The sequence below is a fragment of the Priestia sp. JV24 genome (genome assembly GCF_025910025.1).
Classification (GTDB): Bacteria; Bacillota; Bacilli; order Bacillales; family Bacillaceae_H; genus Priestia; species Priestia megaterium.
Window position 1 is genome coordinate 274,417 of the sequence record NZ_JAPCIN010000024.1, and the last position, 18,117, is coordinate 292,533.

The 18,117-nt window shown below is 37.7% G+C and carries 18 protein-coding genes; 10 read left to right on the top strand and 8 right to left on the bottom strand.

Annotated elements, in window-relative coordinates; translation table 11 throughout:
• Positions 1-8: 8 nt before the first annotated feature.
• Complete coding sequence (gene pta, locus OK414_RS27030) at positions 9-980, bottom strand: phosphate acetyltransferase (RefSeq protein ID WP_013059853.1); 972 nt, start codon at positions 978-980, stop codon at positions 9-11.
• A 276-nt stretch (positions 981-1,256) separates the two neighbouring features.
• On the opposite strand from pta, the gene hemQ reads away from it, so the two are divergent.
• The 3 genes from hemQ to gerQ all read left to right on the top strand — a co-directional run bounded on the left by hemQ (position 1,257) and on the right by gerQ (position 3,108).
• On the top strand, positions 1,257-2,000 hold the full coding sequence (hemQ, locus tag OK414_RS27035; protein ID WP_013085502.1) for a hydrogen peroxide-dependent heme synthase: 744 nt from the start codon (positions 1,257-1,259) through the stop codon (positions 1,998-2,000).
• 179 nt (positions 2,001-2,179) lie between these two features.
• Positions 2,180-2,602, top strand: coding sequence for a cell wall hydrolase (locus OK414_RS27040; RefSeq protein WP_016765947.1), 423 nt, complete (start codon positions 2,180-2,182; stop codon positions 2,600-2,602).
• Positions 2,603-2,628: 26 nt separating this feature from the next.
• Entirely contained in the window at positions 2,629-3,108 is a 480-nt protein-coding gene (gene gerQ, locus OK414_RS27045) for a spore coat protein GerQ (protein WP_013059855.1), read from the top strand.
• 24 nt (positions 3,109-3,132) lie between these two features.
• On the opposite strand, the gene OK414_RS27050 is transcribed toward gerQ, so the two are convergent.
• From OK414_RS27050 to OK414_RS27060, 3 genes are all read right to left on the bottom strand, one after another.
• Positions 3,133-3,504 carry a DUF423 domain-containing protein gene (locus OK414_RS27050; RefSeq protein ID WP_013085504.1) on the bottom strand — a complete coding sequence of 124 codons (372 nt, stop codon included), beginning with the start codon at positions 3,502-3,504 and terminating at the stop codon, positions 3,133-3,135.
• 15 nt (positions 3,505-3,519) lie between these two features.
• A complete protein-coding gene (locus OK414_RS27055; RefSeq protein ID WP_230586500.1) occupies positions 3,520-3,825 on the bottom strand; it encodes a YwdI family protein in 306 nt (101 codons plus the stop codon).
• A 115-nt stretch (positions 3,826-3,940) separates the two neighbouring features.
• Positions 3,941-4,615 carry a uracil-DNA glycosylase gene (locus OK414_RS27060; protein ID WP_013085506.1) on the bottom strand — a complete coding sequence of 225 codons (675 nt, stop codon included), beginning with the start codon at positions 4,613-4,615 and terminating at the stop codon, positions 3,941-3,943.
• Between the two features lie 177 nt (positions 4,616-4,792).
• Between OK414_RS27060 and OK414_RS27065 the strand changes: the two genes are divergently transcribed.
• Positions 4,793-5,239 carry a staygreen family protein gene (locus OK414_RS27065; RefSeq protein ID WP_013085507.1) on the top strand — a complete coding sequence of 149 codons (447 nt, stop codon included), beginning with the start codon at positions 4,793-4,795 and terminating at the stop codon, positions 5,237-5,239.
• A 305-nt stretch (positions 5,240-5,544) separates the two neighbouring features.
• Positions 5,545-7,047, top strand: a complete 1,503-nt coding sequence (gene zwf, locus OK414_RS27070; RefSeq protein WP_013085508.1) for a glucose-6-phosphate dehydrogenase — start codon at positions 5,545-5,547, stop codon at positions 7,045-7,047.
• Positions 7,048-7,089: 42 nt separating this feature from the next.
• Here zwf and gndA read toward each other — a convergent pair whose 3' ends face one another.
• Positions 7,090-8,502 carry an NADP-dependent phosphogluconate dehydrogenase gene (gene gndA / locus OK414_RS27075; RefSeq protein ID WP_013059861.1) on the bottom strand — a complete coding sequence of 471 codons (1,413 nt, stop codon included), beginning with the start codon at positions 8,500-8,502 and terminating at the stop codon, positions 7,090-7,092.
• A 395-nt stretch (positions 8,503-8,897) separates the two neighbouring features.
• On the opposite strand from gndA, the gene OK414_RS27080 reads away from it, so the two are divergent.
• Positions 8,898-10,133, top strand: a complete 1,236-nt coding sequence (locus tag OK414_RS27080; RefSeq protein ID WP_034648233.1) for a PucR family transcriptional regulator — start codon at positions 8,898-8,900, stop codon at positions 10,131-10,133.
• Positions 10,134-10,385: 252 nt separating this feature from the next.
• The gene (gene ald, locus OK414_RS27085) at positions 10,386-11,519 is read left to right on the top strand and encodes an alanine dehydrogenase (protein ID WP_013059863.1); all 1,134 of its coding nucleotides are present in this window, start codon (positions 10,386-10,388) and stop codon (positions 11,517-11,519) included.
• 62 nt (positions 11,520-11,581) lie between these two features.
• On the opposite strand, the gene OK414_RS27090 is transcribed toward ald, so the two are convergent.
• Positions 11,582-12,271, bottom strand: a complete 690-nt coding sequence (locus OK414_RS27090) for a hypothetical protein (protein WP_230586499.1) — start codon at positions 12,269-12,271, stop codon at positions 11,582-11,584.
• A gap of 497 nt (positions 12,272-12,768) precedes the next feature.
• Between OK414_RS27090 and pdxK the strand changes: the two genes are divergently transcribed.
• Complete coding sequence (pdxK, locus tag OK414_RS27095) at positions 12,769-13,593, top strand: pyridoxine/pyridoxal/pyridoxamine kinase (RefSeq protein ID WP_221789209.1); 825 nt, start codon at positions 12,769-12,771, stop codon at positions 13,591-13,593.
• A gap of 33 nt (positions 13,594-13,626) precedes the next feature.
• On the opposite strand, the gene OK414_RS27100 is transcribed toward pdxK, so the two are convergent.
• Both OK414_RS27100 and pgmB read right to left on the bottom strand, forming a co-directional pair.
• Positions 13,627-14,496, bottom strand: a complete 870-nt coding sequence (locus tag OK414_RS27100; RefSeq protein ID WP_016765955.1) for a Cof-type HAD-IIB family hydrolase — start codon at positions 14,494-14,496, stop codon at positions 13,627-13,629.
• A gap of 88 nt (positions 14,497-14,584) precedes the next feature.
• Positions 14,585-15,292, bottom strand: a complete 708-nt coding sequence (gene pgmB, locus OK414_RS27105) for a beta-phosphoglucomutase (protein WP_034648227.1) — start codon at positions 15,290-15,292, stop codon at positions 14,585-14,587.
• A gap of 274 nt (positions 15,293-15,566) precedes the next feature.
• Here pgmB and OK414_RS27110 point away from each other — a divergent pair, with 274 nt between their 5' ends.
• Complete coding sequence (locus OK414_RS27110; RefSeq protein ID WP_263045928.1) at positions 15,567-17,204, top strand: PTS transporter subunit IIBC; 1,638 nt, start codon at positions 15,567-15,569, stop codon at positions 17,202-17,204.
• A gap of 4 nt (positions 17,205-17,208) precedes the next feature.
• Positions 17,209-17,994 carry an endonuclease/exonuclease/phosphatase family protein gene (locus OK414_RS27115; protein WP_013059869.1) on the top strand — a complete coding sequence of 262 codons (786 nt, stop codon included), beginning with the start codon at positions 17,209-17,211 and terminating at the stop codon, positions 17,992-17,994.
• Positions 17,995-18,117: the final 123 nt, after the last annotated feature.

Sequence of the window (18,117 nt, forward strand, 5' to 3'; positions counted from 1 at the left end):
TTTTTTTATTAAAGTGCTTGAGCTGCTGTGATTAAAGCAAGCTTGTACACATCTTCTTCGTTACAACCGCGAGATAGATCGTTTACCGGTTTGTTTAGACCTTGTAAGATTGGACCTACTGCTTCGAAGTTTCCTAAGCGCTGTGCAATTTTGTAACCAATGTTACCTGCTTCAAGGCTTGGGAATACAAATACATTTGCATCTCCTTTGATCACTGAACCTGGTGCTTTCTTTTCAGCTACAGAAGGAACAAATGCTGCATCGAATTGGAATTCGCCGTCTAATGTTACACTTGGTGCTAATTCTTTTGCAATTTCTACTGCGTTTGCTACCTTTTCTGTTTCCGGAGATTTTGCTGATCCTTTTGTTGAGAAGCTTAGCATAGCAACACGAGGATCGATATCGAACATTTCAGCTGTACGAGCACTTTCGATAGCAATTTCAGCTAAATCTTGGCTGTCAGGTGAAATATTGATTGCACAGTCAGCAAATACGTATTTTTGGTCGCCGCGAACCATGATAAATACGCCAGATGTTTTCTTAACACCTTGTCTTGTTTTGATAATTTGTAGAGCAGGTCGCACTGTGTCTGCTGTAGAATGAGCAGCTCCGCTTACAAGACCGTCAGCTTTGTTCATGTGAACAAGCATTGTGCCAAAATAATTTTCATCTAATAAAATTTTGCGAGCATCTTCTTCTGTTGCCTTGCCTTTACGACGCTCAACAAATGCTGCAACCATTTCATCAAATTCAGAGTAGCTTTGAGGATCCAAAACCTCAACACCGTCTAATTTTACGTTTAGTTCTGCTGCTTTTGATGCTACAGCGTCTTTATTTCCAACAACGATAGGCTTTAAGATATTGTCGGCAGCTAAACGAGAAACAGCACCTAATACGCGCTCATCTAATCCCTCTGGGAATACGATTGATACATCGCTAGCTGATACTTTTTGTTTTAAACCTGTAAATAAATCACTCAAAGTAAATCCTCCTCGATATGTAAAAAACTTTTCTCATAATAGGATACTCCACTTTTTTTAAAAATCAAAGGCATGTCCTTCAAGAATCCATGATTACAAAAAAGTCTTTTAATTCTTAATTTTCCGCTATCACTTAAAATAAAACCTGTTTTTACTTTGTGACAATTGTTTAAAGTTTAGTCATAAAATCACAGGTTTTTCATTCCAGATCTTCGGACAAACTATGATATAGTAGAATTGGAATTTATCATAATCGGACAATAGGAGTGAAACGAAATGGCAGAAGCAGCACAAACATTAGACGGTTGGTATGCACTTCATGATTTCCGTTCAATCGATTGGGGCGCTTGGAAGCAGTTATCAAGCGATGATCGTCAAGCGGCTATCCATGAATTTTTAGGATTGATTGAGAAATGGAAAGGAACTGAAGCTGAACAGCAAGGCAGTCATGCTTTATATACTGTTGTCGGTCAAAAAGCAGATTTTATGCTAATGCTTGTTCGTCCTACTATGGAAGAACTAAATGAAATTGAAACAGAATTTAATAAAACAAAGCTTGCTGAGTTTACCATTCCTACTTATTCATATGTATCAGTAGTTGAATTAAGCAACTACTTACCTGCCGGTGAGGATCCTTATGAAAATCCTCAAATCCAAGCTAGACTATATCCAACTTTACCAAAAGCTAGTCATGTTTGCTTTTATCCAATGGATAAACGTCGTCAAGGAAATGACAATTGGTACATGCTTCCTATGGAAGAACGACGCAGTTTAATGCGCAGTCATGGAATGATTGGACGTCAATACGCTGGAAAAGTAAAGCAAATCATCACGGGTTCTGTTGGTTTTGATGATTACGAGTGGGGCGTTACTCTTTTTGCAGATGACGTACTTCAATTTAAAAAATTAGTATACGAAATGCGTTTTGACGAAGTAAGTGCTCGCTACGGGGAATTTGGAAGCTTCTTTGTCGGAAATTTATTAAAAGAAGAAGCTATTGCACGCTTTTTACACGTTTAAACTAAGCCGGAAAAGCGTTCATCTCTTTTGTAACGCCTAGAGCAATGAACATCAATGAGCTTCACCTGTAAAAAACCTGTTTCCACTTGGAAACAGGTTTTTTATTTTCTAGCCATGGCATATTCTCACTGACAGGACCATATATATACAACAGTGTCACAAGTAAGCGAGTTGGGATAATGGCAGTGGTTGCACACAACGAAGAAGATGTTAAGCTCCTAGCCAGACTCATTCGAGCTGAAGCTGAAAGTGAAGGAAAACAAGGGATGTTACTGGTAGGAAATGTAGGCGTGAACCGCGCTAAAGCTCCCTGTTTGGATTTTAGAAATATAAGAACCATTCGTCAGATGGTGTTTCAAAACCCAGGCGGATTTGAAGCAACTCAAAAAGGCTACTTTTACCAGCGTGCCCGCCAGTCTGAAATTACACTTGCACGACGTGTATTAAGAGGAGAACGTTTTAACCCCGCGGAAAACTCACTGTGGTTTTTCAAGCCCAGCGGCGACTGTCCTGCTCAATGGTATAACCAAAATAACACAGGACGATTTAAATCTCACTGTTTCTTTGCACCAACTCAAGCTGATTGTCCAGGAGTTTACTAATTTCTTTTTGTTTGAAGGAGGTTCCTATGAAAAAACCAAAGTCTAATCAACCGCAACAGCAATATATGCAAAATCCGTATATGAGTCCAAACTACCCTTATTATATGCCTCAGCCGCAGCAGCCCCAACCAGGAGGCCAGCAGGTTCAAGGGCAAAGCCAAGGAGGTCCGCCCCCTACCTCTTCTGGAGGCAGTGGTGCACCCCAAGACCCAAATCAACTGCCCATTGAAGAATCATATATTGAAAATATTTTACGTTTAAATCGAGGGAAAATAGCGACTGTATATATGACGTTTGAAAATAATACGCAGTGGAACGCGAAGGTCTTTAGAGGAGAAATTGAAGCAGCCGGACGCGATCATATCATTTTAAGTGATCCGCAAACTGGCACCCGTTATTTACTGCTTATGGTTTATCTCGATTACATTACTTTTGAGGGTCCAATCAAATATAATTATCCGTTTAGCGGTGGAGGCCAGCAGTTGAGCAATTATTCTCCGCGTTAAAAAAACCCCTTTTCAGGGGTTTTTTTATAGCCATTTTACAGCTGCAACAACAATTAAAATCCAAGCCACAATAAACGCTACTCCACCTAGCGGAGTAATTGCGCCGAGAACTTTAATGCCGGACGTACTTAATACATAAAGACTGCCTGAAAACAGCACAATCCCTGCGAACATAATCCAGCCCGAAGCTGTTAACAAAGAAGACTGAGGAAATTTGTTTAATAGAAACGCAATGACAAACAGCCCCATTGCATGGAACATCTGGTACTGCACTCCTGTTTTCCATACCTCTAAATACTTCTCTGAGATTTTCCCTTCTAACCCGTGTGCTCCAAAAGCACCAAGAGCAACCGCTAACATCGCATTGATTGCACCGATTATTAAAAATAGTTTCATTTTTTTCTCCTCACTTTAGAAATCAAACAAACTATCGCCGTTTGCATCATCTGATTTCAATTTCGTTCCCTCAAAATTAGGTTTGGATGACTGAATAATCTGTTGCTGCATAATCTCAGGCGATTGCATAATTTCCGGTGAAGACATTACCACAGGTTTTGAAACCGAGACAGGTTTCGATACTGGAACCTCTTCATTTTGATCTAATGCAAGCTCACACAGTGCTTTTATGGCAACCAATTGATCTCGAACGTTCGCACTATTCGAATGGTGCTTTGCTTTTTGTACTTCTGCACTAATTTTGTCAAGGAGCTGCGTCATTTTTATATCCATGTAGACACCTCATCTTACATTCAATATGACTTTATACAGCTATTTTATCAAAAGATGAAATAGGAGGCTATGTCTGAAGCTAATCTTCATGAAATGCTCACTTTTACACATCATCAATTTGCCAATCAATAGATTGACGTCCGTGTTGGAGCAAAAACTCATTTGCTCGTTGAAAGTGATTATTGCCAAAAAAGCCTCGATTAGCCGAAAATGGGCTAGGGTGAGGGCTTTCTAAAATTAAATGGTGCGAATGATGAATAAGCTCTTTTTTAGCTTGTGCATGCTTGCCCCACAGCAAAAACACGACGGGCTCCTCTTTTTGTGCCACTAATTCAATAATGCGGTCGGTCAGCTGTTCCCATCCTTTTCCTTTGTGAGAATTCGCTTCTCCTTTTCTAACTGTTAAAACAGTGTTAAGCAAAAGAACACCTTGTTCTGCCCATTTGACTAAATAACCGTTATTCGGAATGTGATAATCCATTTCATTTTTCAGCTCTTTGTAAATATTCACTAAAGAAGGCGGTGTTTTTACTCCTGGTTGAACAGAGAAGCTCAGTCCATGCGCTTGATTTGGTCCATGATAAGGATCTTGTCCCAATATGACAACTTTTACATTTTTATAATCCGTATAGTGTAAAGCGTTAAAAATATCATATTTATCAGGGTAAATAGTGTGGTGATTATATTCATCCACTAAGAATTCTCGAAGCTGTATGTAATAGTCTTTTTGAAATTCTTCTTCTAATAAAGGAGCCCAGTCATTTTTTAAAATACTCATTGCTTATCACCTCATAATAATCTTTTTTGTTATTTTATCGTAAACTCTGCCCCCTGCTCAAACGTTGCCTGCTTTAAATATACTGAGAGCCTGGGCATATTTTAATATTGTCATGTTCAATGAAACTTTGTATACACTTATAAAGAGTGTATTTTTATATTAAAGGAGGGATTCCATATGATCATTAGCAATCCCCACCAAATAGACGTAACCTACAGCCTGGGTGTTACACCCGTTGAACCGATGATACCAAGAAAATACACCGTTTTCCCAGGTCAACACACTTCTGTTCCTTCCATTCAAATCGGCATTGAATTTGCCTACGATCATATGCAAAAAGAGCGGAACGAATATTTAGCATCCTTCGTCTTCGATAAAGGTTTTTATTCCCTTACTGTGTATTATTACATCGGTGCGCATACATCAACAGATGAAACCATTACACGCTACCTTCACTTTTTAGAACAGCTCCCTGTCATTCTATCGTCCATCTATCACGCTGATGCTTCTTTTTTCGAAAAACATCCACTTTTAATGCACTGTCCTATTTTTATCATTGCCGATAGCCCTGAGCTGCCATTTTCAACAAAAAAATCTATCGGTTCCCTGTATCAATATAAATAAATGAGAAAAGCTACTGTTAAAATAACGGTAGCTTTTTCTCCGTATTCGAAACAAAATACTTTTAAACTTGTTAAAAACATGGAATAATAACTACAAATTGTTTTAATCTATTTGCGTTAACCCTTTAAAATCGTTACAATTTATTAGTAGTTCTATACATAAAGGAAAAGGTAAACAAGCAATCATTCGTTTGTTTATAAAGGCCGGGTTTAACGGGCAATGAATCCCCAGATTTCATTTAAGTGTTGTCTGTTAAAGCGGAAAAAAATTGAACGTAACTACGACAAAGTGAGGTCCTAGAAGTAATGACAAATGTACAACCAAAATCCATTATCGTAATTTTTGGCGCTACAGGTGATTTAGCAAAACGTAAGTTATTCCCCTCTATTTTCCGCTTATATAAAGCGAACAAACTATCGGAAGATTTCGCTGTTGTTGGTGTCGCAAGAAGACCTTGGACTAATGACGAATTACGCGAAAATGTAAAAAAATCAGTGAGCAGTTTCAAAAACAGTGACGCTGACATTGAAAAGTTTGCTTCACATTTTTATTACCAACCGTTTGACGTAACAGATGTCGCTTCTTATCAAGAATTAAAAAGCCTAACAGAAAGCCTTGATGAGCAATACAACGTGCCTGGAAATCGTATTTTCTATCTAGCAATGGCACCTGAATTCTTCGGAACAATTGCTTCGAATTTAAAAAATGAAGGTTTAACACAAACAGAAGGCTGGAGTCGCCTAGTCATTGAAAAGCCGTTTGGTCATGATTATCCTTCTGCTAAAGAATTAAATGAACAAATTCGCCATGCATTTAAGGAAGATCAAATTTATCGTATCGACCACTACCTTGGTAAAGAAATGGTGCAAAATATCGAAGTTATCCGTTTTGCAAATGCTCTATTTGAACCGATGTGGAACAATCAATACATTTCAAACATCCAAATTACGTCTAGCGAGACGCTTGGTGTAGAAGACCGTGGCCGTTACTATGAATCTTCAGGTGCCCTTCGAGATATGGTGCAAAACCATATGCTTCAAATGGTGGCATTGCTTGCAATGGAGCCGCCGATTAAATTAACACCGGAAGAAATTCGCAGTGAAAAAGTAAAAGTACTGCGTGCTCTTCGCTCTTTATCAGTGGATGAAGTAGATGATTATTTTGTACGAGGCCAATACGGCAAAGGTGTACTTGAAGGAGAAGAAGTTATCGGCTACCGCGAAGGAAATTCGGTTGATCCTGAGTCTAATACCGCTACGTTTGTATCTGGTAAGCTTATGATTGATAACTTCAGATGGGCTGGTGTACCGATTTATATCCGTACAGGTAAACGCATGAAAGAAAAAGCAACGACAATTGTTGTACAGTTCAAAGACTTACCAATGAACCTGTACTTCAATAAAGATAAAGAAATTCATCCAAACTTGCTTGTCATTCATATCCAACCGGAAGAAGGCATTACGCTTCACTTAAACGCGCGTAAAACGCCAGGTGCCACATCATCCACACCGATTAACTTGAACTATTGTAATAACTGTGGAGATAAAATGAATACACCGGAAGCTTATGAGCGCCTTATTTATGATTGCATGCTTGGAGATGCGACGAACTTTACTCATTGGGATGAAGTAGCCCTTTCTTGGAAATTTGTTGATACCATTTCAGAAGCATGGGAAAGCACAAAAGCACAAAACTTCCCGAACTACGAATCAGGTTCCATGGGACCAAAAGAATCAGACGCATTGCTTGCTGAAGACGGTTTCCACTGGTGGCCAGTCGGAGAAGACAACTTCTCACCTAAAGAGTAAATAAAAAAAGCAGCTGTAGTATACAGCTGCTTTTCTTGTTTTTTATTTTAACCACTCAGTATGGAATACGCCCTCTTTATCAACACGTTGATATGTGTGAGCTCCGAAGTAGTCACGTTGCGCTTGTAAAAGGTTCGCCGGTAACGTTTCTGTACGGTAGCTGTCATAGTAAGCTAATGCACTTGAGAAACTTGGTACAGGAATACCTTGTTTAACGGCAATTGAAATAACTTCACGAAGAGCGGACTGATAGCCTTCTACGATATCCTTGAAGTATGGGTCTAATAATAAGTTTGTTAGATCTGCATCGCGATCATAAGCTTCTTTAATTTTTTGTAAGAATTGTGCACGGATGATACAACCACCACGGAAGATCATTGCAATATCACCGTACTGTAAATTCCAGTCATATTCTTCAGAAGCTGCTTTCATTTGAGCAAACCCTTGCGCATATGAACAAATTTTACTCATGTACAATGCTTTACGGATTGCTTCTACTAATTCGGTTTTATCACCTTCAAATGCAGCTGCATTTGGACCGCTCAATACTTTGCTTGCTTTTACACGTTCTTCTTTCATAGCTGAAATAAAGCGCGCAAATACAGATTCCGTAATGATTGGTAGTGGTACACCTAAATCAAGCGCACTTTGGCTTGTCCATTTACCTGTACCCTTTTGACCTGCAGTGTCTAAAATAACGTCTACAAGTGCTTTACCTGTTTCTTCATCTTTTTTCGTAAAGATATCAGCTGTGATTTCAATTAAGTAGCTATCTAGCTCGCCTTTATTCCATTCAGCAAATACTTCATGTAGTTCATCTGTTTCTAAACCTAATACGTTTTTCATAATGAAGTATGCTTCACAAATTAACTGCATATCGCCGTACTCGATGCCGTTATGAACCATTTTTACGTAGTGACCTGCACCATTTGGTCCAATGTATGTGCAGCAATCATCGCCTTCAACTTTCGCTGAAATAGCTGTTAAGATTGGTTTTACAAGTTCATATGCTTCTTTTTGTCCGCCAGGCATGATTGAAGGTCCTTTTAATGCGCCTTCTTCTCCGCCAGATACGCCTGTACCGATGAAATGGATACCTAATTCTTCTAGCTCTTTGTTACGACGAATTGTATCCTGGAAGAATGTATTTCCGCCATCGATTAAAATGTCGCCTTTTTCTAAGTATGGTTTTAACGAATCAATTGTTGCATCTGTAGCAGCACCAGCTTTAACCATTAATAAAATTTTACGCGGTTTTTCAAGAGAATTAATAAACTCTTCCACACTGTATGTACCTGCAAAATTTTTACCTTCTGCTTCTGTTTTTAGGAACTCTTCTGTCTTTTCAGGAGAGCGGTTATAAACTGAAACAGAATAGCCTCTGCTCTCAATGTTTAGCGCCAAGTTTTTCCCCATAACCGCTAAACCGATAACACCGATTTGTTGTTTTGCCATGTTAAATTCTTCCCTTCATGTGTAATATGAATTGGTCAACCTAATCGTAACTGAACATATCATAAAGAAAGTTACAGATTCAAGTTTGATATAACCATAATCATACGTTTTATTATACACATTTGAAAAGAATCATGCTCACCGAACATTGATTATTTTGAAGAAAATTTCGATAAAATAAGCGAAATGAACGCAGTTACTAATCATCCGTACATTCTTAACTACCTTTAGACGCATTTTAACATTTTCTTAAACAATTACTTTTGTTAAAATATTAAGCAGTTAATCATTTCAATGAATTGATGATCAACACGGTTGTTACCGTTTTACTATATTTATTGTAGCTAAAAAGCTGTACTAGTACTTATTTTGTTTTATGAAGAGGGATTTTATATATGACGAAACCAATCAAAGATCCGTTCAAGGAAAATTTTGATACGCTTGAAGAATTCGCTGATCGCATTAGCGAAGTATTGAACTGTCCTATTACCATTGAAGATGCTAATCATCGCTTATTAGCTTATAGCACCCATGACGAAAGAACGGACCAGGCGCGTATTGCCACGATTATTGGAAGAAGAGTTCCGGAAAAGGTCATCAACAACTTATGGAAAGAAGGCATTATTCCTAAACTGCTTGAGACAAATGAACCTGTGCGTGTGAAAAATATAAATGAAATTGGGCTTGGAGATCGTATAGCTATTTCCATCTGGAAAAATGAAGAAGTTCTAGGATTTATCTGGGCTGTTGAAATTGAGAAAGCCTTAGGCGACGAAGAAGTAGAGCTATTAAAAAAAGCTGCGAATGTATTAAAAAATAAATTGCTACAGCTTCAAATTCGAAAGTATAAACGAGAGGAACGTTCACAGGAATTTTTCTGGAAACTATTAACTGGTCACATTAAGTCTCGCCAAGAAATTTCAGAAGCGTTTTATGAAGCGCAAATTACAGCTCCATCAACGTTTTCCATTGCTATCTTCCGCTTCCAAGAGGATATTACGCCTGAAGCTGAACGTCAAATCTCGTATATGCTAAAAACGATGCATCGCTTAAAAATCGTTCTTTATACGATTGATTGCAATGACTTAATCTTACTGCTTTCTTTGGATGCGGTTGAAAACCCTCTCGATGAACAGCGAGATTTTGTAGACTATTTTAGAGGCAATATGTATGAACGCTTTGATGTTACTCAAATTAAAGCCAGCTGCAGCAGTATTTATTCATCGCACGATCATATCGAAAAAAGCTATAAAGAAGCCTTGAACGTATTAGATATGAAAAGCAAGTTTCCAGAAGAAACGAAAGAGATTATTAACTATCAGGAATTAGGTATTTATCAATTTCTTGATGTTATTTTAGAGAAGCGCGCGCACGATCAATTTGAAAACCATTCTTTAAAGAAGCTAACTGATTACGATCTTCGTCATAATAGCAACTTGGTGGAGACTCTCGAAGTATTTTTAAATAATGATAATAACATTAACGAAGCAGCAAAAGAATTAAATGTGCATATGAATACACTTAGCTATCGATTAAAGCGAATTTCAGAGATTGGTGATATTAACTTAAAGGACGTTAATCAAAAAATAACTCTTTATATTGATATTAAGTTAATGAAATATAAAAAATAACAGATGATGTGACTTTTTTTAACACTGAGCTATTCATTTATTTTCCAATAAACGAATAGCTCTTTTTTTCACTTTTTATTTCTTTATGATGTTAGATTACCTTACACAAAAATTAAAAATTCTGATAAGTAAGCGGTTACATTTGTATGTTTAAACAAAAACCACTTATTCAATTCTTCTTTCTAGACAAAGAAATTTCATAAAACTTTCTTTATACTAAAGATACACAAACGACCAAGGGGGAAATTAATCATGATTATTGGCGTACCAAAAGAAATCAAAAACAACGAAAACCGAGTAGCGATTACACCAGCAGGCGTAGCATCATTTGTTGGTACAGGTCATCGTGTATTAATTGAAAATGAAGCGGGTATTGGAAGTAACTTCACAAACGAAGATTATGTAAAGGCTGGAGCTGAAATTGTTGAGACAGCAGCTGACGTTTGGGCACAAGCTGAAATGGTTATGAAAGTAAAAGAACCACTAGCAAGTGAATACGGCTATTTTAGACCAGGTCTTATCTTATTCACATACCTTCACTTAGCAGCTGAACCAGCACTAGCAAAAGCATTAAAAGATAGCGGCGTAACAGCCATTGCTTATGAAACAGTAGCAGTAAATCGTACATTGCCTCTATTAACGCCTATGAGCGAAGTAGCAGGACGTATGGCTGCTCAAATCGGTGCACAATTCCTTCAAAAATCAAACGGTGGAAAAGGAATTTTACTAGCGGGTGTTCCTGGAGTTAGCCGCGGAAAAGTAACGATTATCGGAGGCGGCGGTGTTGGTACAAATGCTGCAAAAATCGCAATCGGTCTCGGTGCTGATGTAACAATTATTGATTTAAGTCCTGAACGCTTACGTCAATTAGACGATATCTTTGGCAACCAAATCAATACGCTAGTGTCAAACCCTTATAATATTGCGGATGCAGTAGCGGAGTCAGATTTAGTGATTGGCGCAGTATTAATCCCAGGTGCAAAAGCTCCAAAACTAGTAACAGAAGAAATGGTGAAAACAATGAAGCCAGGTTCTGTTATTGTTGACGTAGCAATCGACCAAGGTGGTATCGTTGAAACAATCGACCACATTACAACACACGATCAGCCGACTTATGAAAAGCACGGTGTTGTACACTATGCAGTTGCAAACATGCCGGGAGCAGTTCCTCGCACATCAACAATTGCTTTAACAAACGTAACCGTACCTTACGCACTTCAAATTGCTTCTAAAGGTGTTCACAAAGCAATCGCTCAAAACGAAGCGTTAAAATTAGGAGTGAACGTTGCAAACGGAGCCATTACGTACGAAGCAGTTGCACATGATTTAGGTTATGATTATGTATCAGTAGACGTAGCTCTTGAAAAAGAATTAGCTTCTATCTAATAAATAGTGAAAAACGTCCTTAACCCGCTGTTAAGGACGTTTTTATTTTGCATGAACAACAATTAGCTATAAAAAACACGACTATTTAAAGCTTTGTGTATCTGTTCACTGGTAATCTCCGGTACTATTGGCCAGAATTCAGGAGTAGGAAACATAAGGTTACTAGGCGTTCTATTATGATTTCCATCTAGTTCATGAAAAGGTTCTGGATCATCCGTCTCGTTAAACCGATTCGTAATAAACATAAAATGACCCAATTCATGTGCGAGAAGATACTCATCTGTACTTGCATTTGTCATAATAATAAGCGGAAAAGAATTATAAGTTACAGCGAGAGTAGATGAATAATCAAAATTAACAGGCCCAAATCTATTTCCATTCATGTAAAATACATACACATCAGCATTTTGACAAACTTTTCGGCCAGTTTTAAGCATTGCTTGTACCATTGTAAGATGACTAGCCCCTCCAATTGGAAAATTTTCCGCATTACTAACAATGCCACTGATGTTTTCCAAAAAAACAACTGAACGTGTAATAGTAAATGTAACACCTTGGATTAATCGGTTTTTCTCGTATTGTTTCCATATTTTATTAGCAGCGGCTATGTCTCTTTTTACACGATTGGGAACTATAGACTGATTATCTGTAGAGTTTCGATCAACTTTAGCTCCTGGTAATACAATTATACAAACATTTAAAGTGCCTGCCTTAACAGTTCTGAAGTGATCATTTGTTAAATTTGAATTCATATAATAATCTTTGTGGTTTTTTTTGCGAGGTTGTGATTTATTGAAAGCATACGAATCGTCTTTATAACTGTCATGATTAGAATGTTTTTTTATGTGAATCACCCTTTCTTAAGTTTCTATTTATTTTATTCATTAAGAAAAAGAGTGCTTGTACCATAAGGTAAAAAGCCTTTTAATAAGAGGTTTTTTAGCATACGATTACTTCTGAAGGTGGCTACCCTTAAGTTTATGCAAAGTAAATGTTCAAGCCACATTACATTTCATTCGTTAACTTTCATTTAACTCATGCTTCACAGTCAGTCATAATAATTCTAAATTACACTTAGGATTCATACAGTTTTTAGAAATTGAATATCTACATTAAAAGCGATAAAATAAAAGAAAAAGTGAAAAGTGAATGGAAGAAATTTATCTAAAACACATTGGGTAGCTAAAAACCGACTGGTGGAAGTTTTACTCTATTTTCTCTATGAACTTAAAATACGGGAGGATTTTTTATGACAATGAATAAAGCATTAACCATTGCAGGTTCTGACAGCAGCGGCGGAGCTGGCATTCAAGCGGATTTAAAAACATTCCAAGAACTGGGTGTTTACGGAATGACAGCTTTAACAACAATTGTAACAATGGATCCCGATAACAGCTGGTCTCATAACGTATTTCCGCAAGAAGTTTCAACTGTTGAACAGCAGTTGAAAACAATTGTAAAAGGCGTAGGCGTACAAGCTCTAAAAACAGGTATGCTTGGCTCAGTGGAAATTATTGAACTAGCCGCAAAAACAATTGAAGAATATGGTTTAAAAAATGTCGTAGTAGATCCTGTGATGGTATGTAAAGGAGAAGACGAAGCGCTTCACCCGGAAACAACTGTCAGCTTGCGTGATGTACTAGTTCCAAAAGCAACAGTTGTAACCCCTAATTTATTTGAAGCTAGTCAATTAAGCGGACTTGGTCCTATCAAAACGGTCGATAAAATGAAAGAAGCAGCCGTCAAGATTTTTGACCTTGGTGCCGAATATGTATTGATTAAAGGCGGAAGTAAATTGGCACATGAAAAAGCAATTGATTTGCTTTATGATGGAAAAACGTTTGAGATCTTAGAGTCTGAACGTATTGAGACAACATTTACGCACGGTGCTGGATGCACATACTCAGCTGCGATTGCTGCTGAATTGGCAAAAGGCAGTGATGTCAAACAAGCTATTTATACAGCAAAAGAATTTATTACAGAAGCAATTCGTCATTCATTTGCTTTAAATCAATATGTTGGACCGACAAATCACGGTGCATACCGTCGTAACAAGGAGAAAATAACAAACTAAAAAGCATGCCTAAAGGCATGCTTTTTAGTTTGCTTATTGTTTAACTGTTTCAAGCGCATTTAAAATAGCTTGAGCTACGCCGTGCTCGTCATTTGTTCCTGTTACGATATGGGCAAACTCTTTAATTTCTTGAGGGGCATTCCCCATCGCTACAGCACGTCCAACTCGCTGAAACATCGATACGTCGTTATAATTGTCTCCAATGGCCATCGTTTCTTCTAAAGAAATATGGCGTTCTTGAACAAATGATGTAACCGCAATTCCTTTTTGAGCATTTTCATCATTTATTTCAATATTTTCTTTACCAGATGCACTGACTGCAATCGAATCTAACTTCACAAGTTCTATTTTTGCCTGTTCTAACTTTTCTTCGTCAAAAGAGAAAGCAAGCAGCTTATAAATGTCCTTGTTTGGATCTTGAAATAACGCTTCATACTCTTCAATAAGCTTTACTCTGCCGCTATTGAAACGCTCTTTTGCCGCTTCTAACGATTTTTCATAATTATCTTTTAAGCTAGCGCTTAAATAAATATCCATTAATACCGACAAAGCTTTTTCATAGTCATTTGAATACGTGCCTTCACTTGTATAGACTTCAAAGTACAACTGAAACTTCTTAAAAACACCCTCTACTTCGCGAATAGATTCCATCGTCATGCCTACTGAATATTGTTTTTCTCCTTGTGGATTCCGAAGCTCTGCTCCGTTTGCACAAATTAAATATGTATGAAGTCCTGCTTCTTCTAAAACATAACGGGCCTCTTCATAAGAACGTCCCGTAGCAACAACAACTTCCACCCCTGCCTTTTGAGCTGTCTTAATCGCTTGGGCATTTTCTTTACTTACAACTTGTTCACTATTTACTAAAGTTCCATCCATATCGATCGCAATACATTTAATCATGATGTACCCCTTCCTATGTATCTTTGCTCTCTTATTTTATTCTAGCATATGTTTTTTTGCGCTTTGCTACTTGCATGTAAAAGATTTACTAATTTTTTGTATACATGCTGTTATAATCTGTTCCTTTTCTTGCTTTTTCGAAAACCTCTTTGATCGTCTTTAAACACAAATCAGCTGTTGAATATACGTGAAAATTCATATCCTCTTCCTTCAGATGCTTACCAACGCCGATAGAAACCATATCTGTTTGATTAATAGCTTTTACACCCGCCTCTCCATCTTCTATGGCCACACATGCATAGGGTGTTACTTTTAATTGATCGGCAGCTGTCAAAAATATTTCTGGGTCTGGTTTTCCCTTCTTTATTTTTCTCACATCCACAATGCAATCAAAAAAAGGACGTATTCCTAACGCATCCACTACAGTATTTGCATTTGAACTAGAAGAAGCAATTGCCATTTTAATACCTTGTTTTTTACAATCCTCTAACAACAATTGTATTCCTGGAAGTAGATGATCCTTTGTCATTTCCTTTATTAATGCTTGATAATGCTTATTCTTTTCATCAGCAAGCTGTTCTTTTTTTTCCACTGTCAGATGTACATTGCCTTGGGCAGCAATGAGTTCTACAGTTTTCACTCGGCTGATCCCCTGCAGCTGCTGATTGAGTTCTTCAGAAAATGAAACGTTAAGTTGATCTGCTACTTTTTTATTTGCTTTATAATATAAATGTACCGTATCTGCAATAACACCGTCTAAATCAAAAATAATCGCTTGTAGCTCTTCTTTTTTCATATTATCCTCCTCTGTACTTGTCTTTATGCCATTATTTGAATGCTTTTATTACATTCCATCATGTTAAAATACCGTTGATATTGTTCACTTTATCATAAAAATTTTTTCATCATTTATGATTCATGAATAAATTTTTCAAAAAAGAGAAATTACAGTATTGCATTATGAAAGCCCTTTTATTACAATAAGGTTATGCAAACGGTTGCACTATTTTTGAAATATAGTTTATCAAAAAATAAAATGAAAACCCATACATAGGGGAAGGGGAAAAACTATGAAGAAGTTCTTTTCATTTGATTTTTGGCAGAAATTTGGTAAGGCTTTATTAGTAGTAGTAGCGGTTATGCCCGCAGCTGGTATTATGATTTCACTTGGAAAACTAGTTGCAATGACTGGGGGAGACATCACTGCTGTACAAACAAGTGCACGCGTGATGGAAGACATAGGCTGGGGTATCATTACAAATCTTCACATTTTGTTCGCTGTTGCCATCGGGGGCTCTTGGGCAAAAGAACGTGCTGGAGGTGCATTTGCTGCACTCATCGCATTCATTCTTATTAATCGAATTACAGGAGCCATTTTCGGAGTTAAAGCAGAAATGCTCTCAGATTCAAAAGCAACGGTTCAATCACTGTTTGGACAAGAATTAGTTGTAAAAGACTACTTCACATCTATTTTAGGATCTCCCGCTCTTAACATGGGAGTGTTCGTAGGAATTATCGCTGGATTTTTAGGTGCGAATTTATTCAATAAATATTACAACTATGATAAATTGCCTGAAGCCCTTTCGTTTTTTAACGGCAAGCGCTTCGTACCATTTGTGGTCATCGGTGGTTCAGTTGTAACGGCACTGCTTTTATCCATTGTATGGCCGTTTATCCAAGGTTCATTAAACAGCTTCGGACAGTGGATTGCAACATCTAGAGACACAGCTCCTATTCTAGCACCATTTATTTTCGGAGCATTAGAGCGCCTGCTTCTTCCATTTGGTCTTCATCATATGCTGACAGTTCCTATGAACTACACGGAGCTAGGCGGAACGTACAAAATTTTAACAGGTTCTGGAGCAGGTTCCACTGTTGCCGGTCAAGATCCTTTGTGGCTTGCTTGGATTGCAGATTTAAATAATTTCCGCGCTGCAGGAGATATGGAAAGCTACAAGCAGTTATTACATGACGTTACACCTGCACGCTTTAAAGTAGGACAGATGATTTTGTCTTGTGCGTCGCTAATTGGAATCGCTTTAGCAATGTATCGTAACGTAGATCCTGACAAACGTTCAAAATATCGTTCAATGTTCTTTTCAGCTGGACTAGCTGTTTTCTTAACAGGCGTAACAGAACCAATCGAATTTATGTTCATGTTCGCAGCACCTCTTTTATATGTCGTATATGCAATTATGACGGGACTGGCTTTTGCCATTGTTGATATTGTTCATGTTCGCGTACACTCATTTGGCGTAATTGAGCTATTAACACGTACACCAATGATTATCAAAGCCGGCCTATGGGCTGACTTAATGAACTTTATCATCGCCTGCCTTGTATTCTTTGGCTTAAATTTTGGAGTGGCAAACTTCTTAATTAAACGTTTTAACTTCCCAACGCCGGGACGTAACGGAAACTATATTGATGAAGAAACAACTGCAACAAGCAGCAAGCAGGTGAAAAATGATTCGCTTGCACCAGTCATTATTGGACTGCTTGGCGGAGAAAACAATATTGAAGATGTTGATGCTTGTATGACTCGCTTACGTGTAACGGTAAAAGATATACATGCCGTTGCAGGAGAAAGTGAGTGGAAACAAAACGGAGCCCTTGGTTTAATCTTGAAAGATAAAGGGGTACAAGCTATTTATGGACCTAAAGCGGATGTTTTGAAATCCGACATTCAAGATTTGTTAGGAGCTTAACACAATGAAGCTATTAACGTTAAATTGCCACTCTTGGCAAGAGGAAAATCAGCTAGACAAGTTATCTTGTCTAGCTGAAGTAATTAAAAAAGAAAAATATGATGTCATTGCTTTACAGGAAGTAAGCCAAAAAGTAGACGCACCTTATGTATATGACTACATTCGCAGCGATAATTACGCTTGGCTTTTAGCAAAAGAACTGGGTAAGCAAGGTGAAGACTATCAATTGGTATGGGATTTATCTCATATAGGCTATGAAGTGTATGAAGAAGGAATTGCCATTTTAACGAAACACCCGATTATTGAAGAGCATTCATTTTTTGTTTCACAAACGTCAAATATTGACTATTGGAAAACGAGAAGAATTGTTGGAGCAACAATCGAATATGAAAAAGAACTTCTTACGTTTTATTCTTGTCATCTTGGCTGGTGGGATGACGAGGAAGAGCCGTTCAAGCAGCAAGTTGATACGCTGCTAGCTCATGTACACAAAGATAATCCATTTTTCCTACTCGGAGACTTTAATAATGACGCTCATAGACGAAATGAAGGTTACGACTACCTGTTGAGCCAAGGCCTCTATGATACGTATACTCTATCGAACAAAAAAGACAGCGGTATTACAGTTAAAGGTAACATTGCTGGATGGGATGATAATGAACGGGCACTGCGCCTTGATCTAATTCTATCGAGTCATGCGCAGGATATTCAGTCATCAACTGTGGTGTTTAACGGCATACATTATCCCGTTGTTTCCGACCATTTTGGGGTAAGCGTTGAAGTGAAATAAGTGACATAAAGCGAACGAATAGCGTTCGCTTTTTTTCGTGTGATTATGATGATGTGAAAATCATCTTCTTTACTGCTTTATCTATCGTTTTAGAAGTGTCCGATAAACTTTCGCATTTTAAAA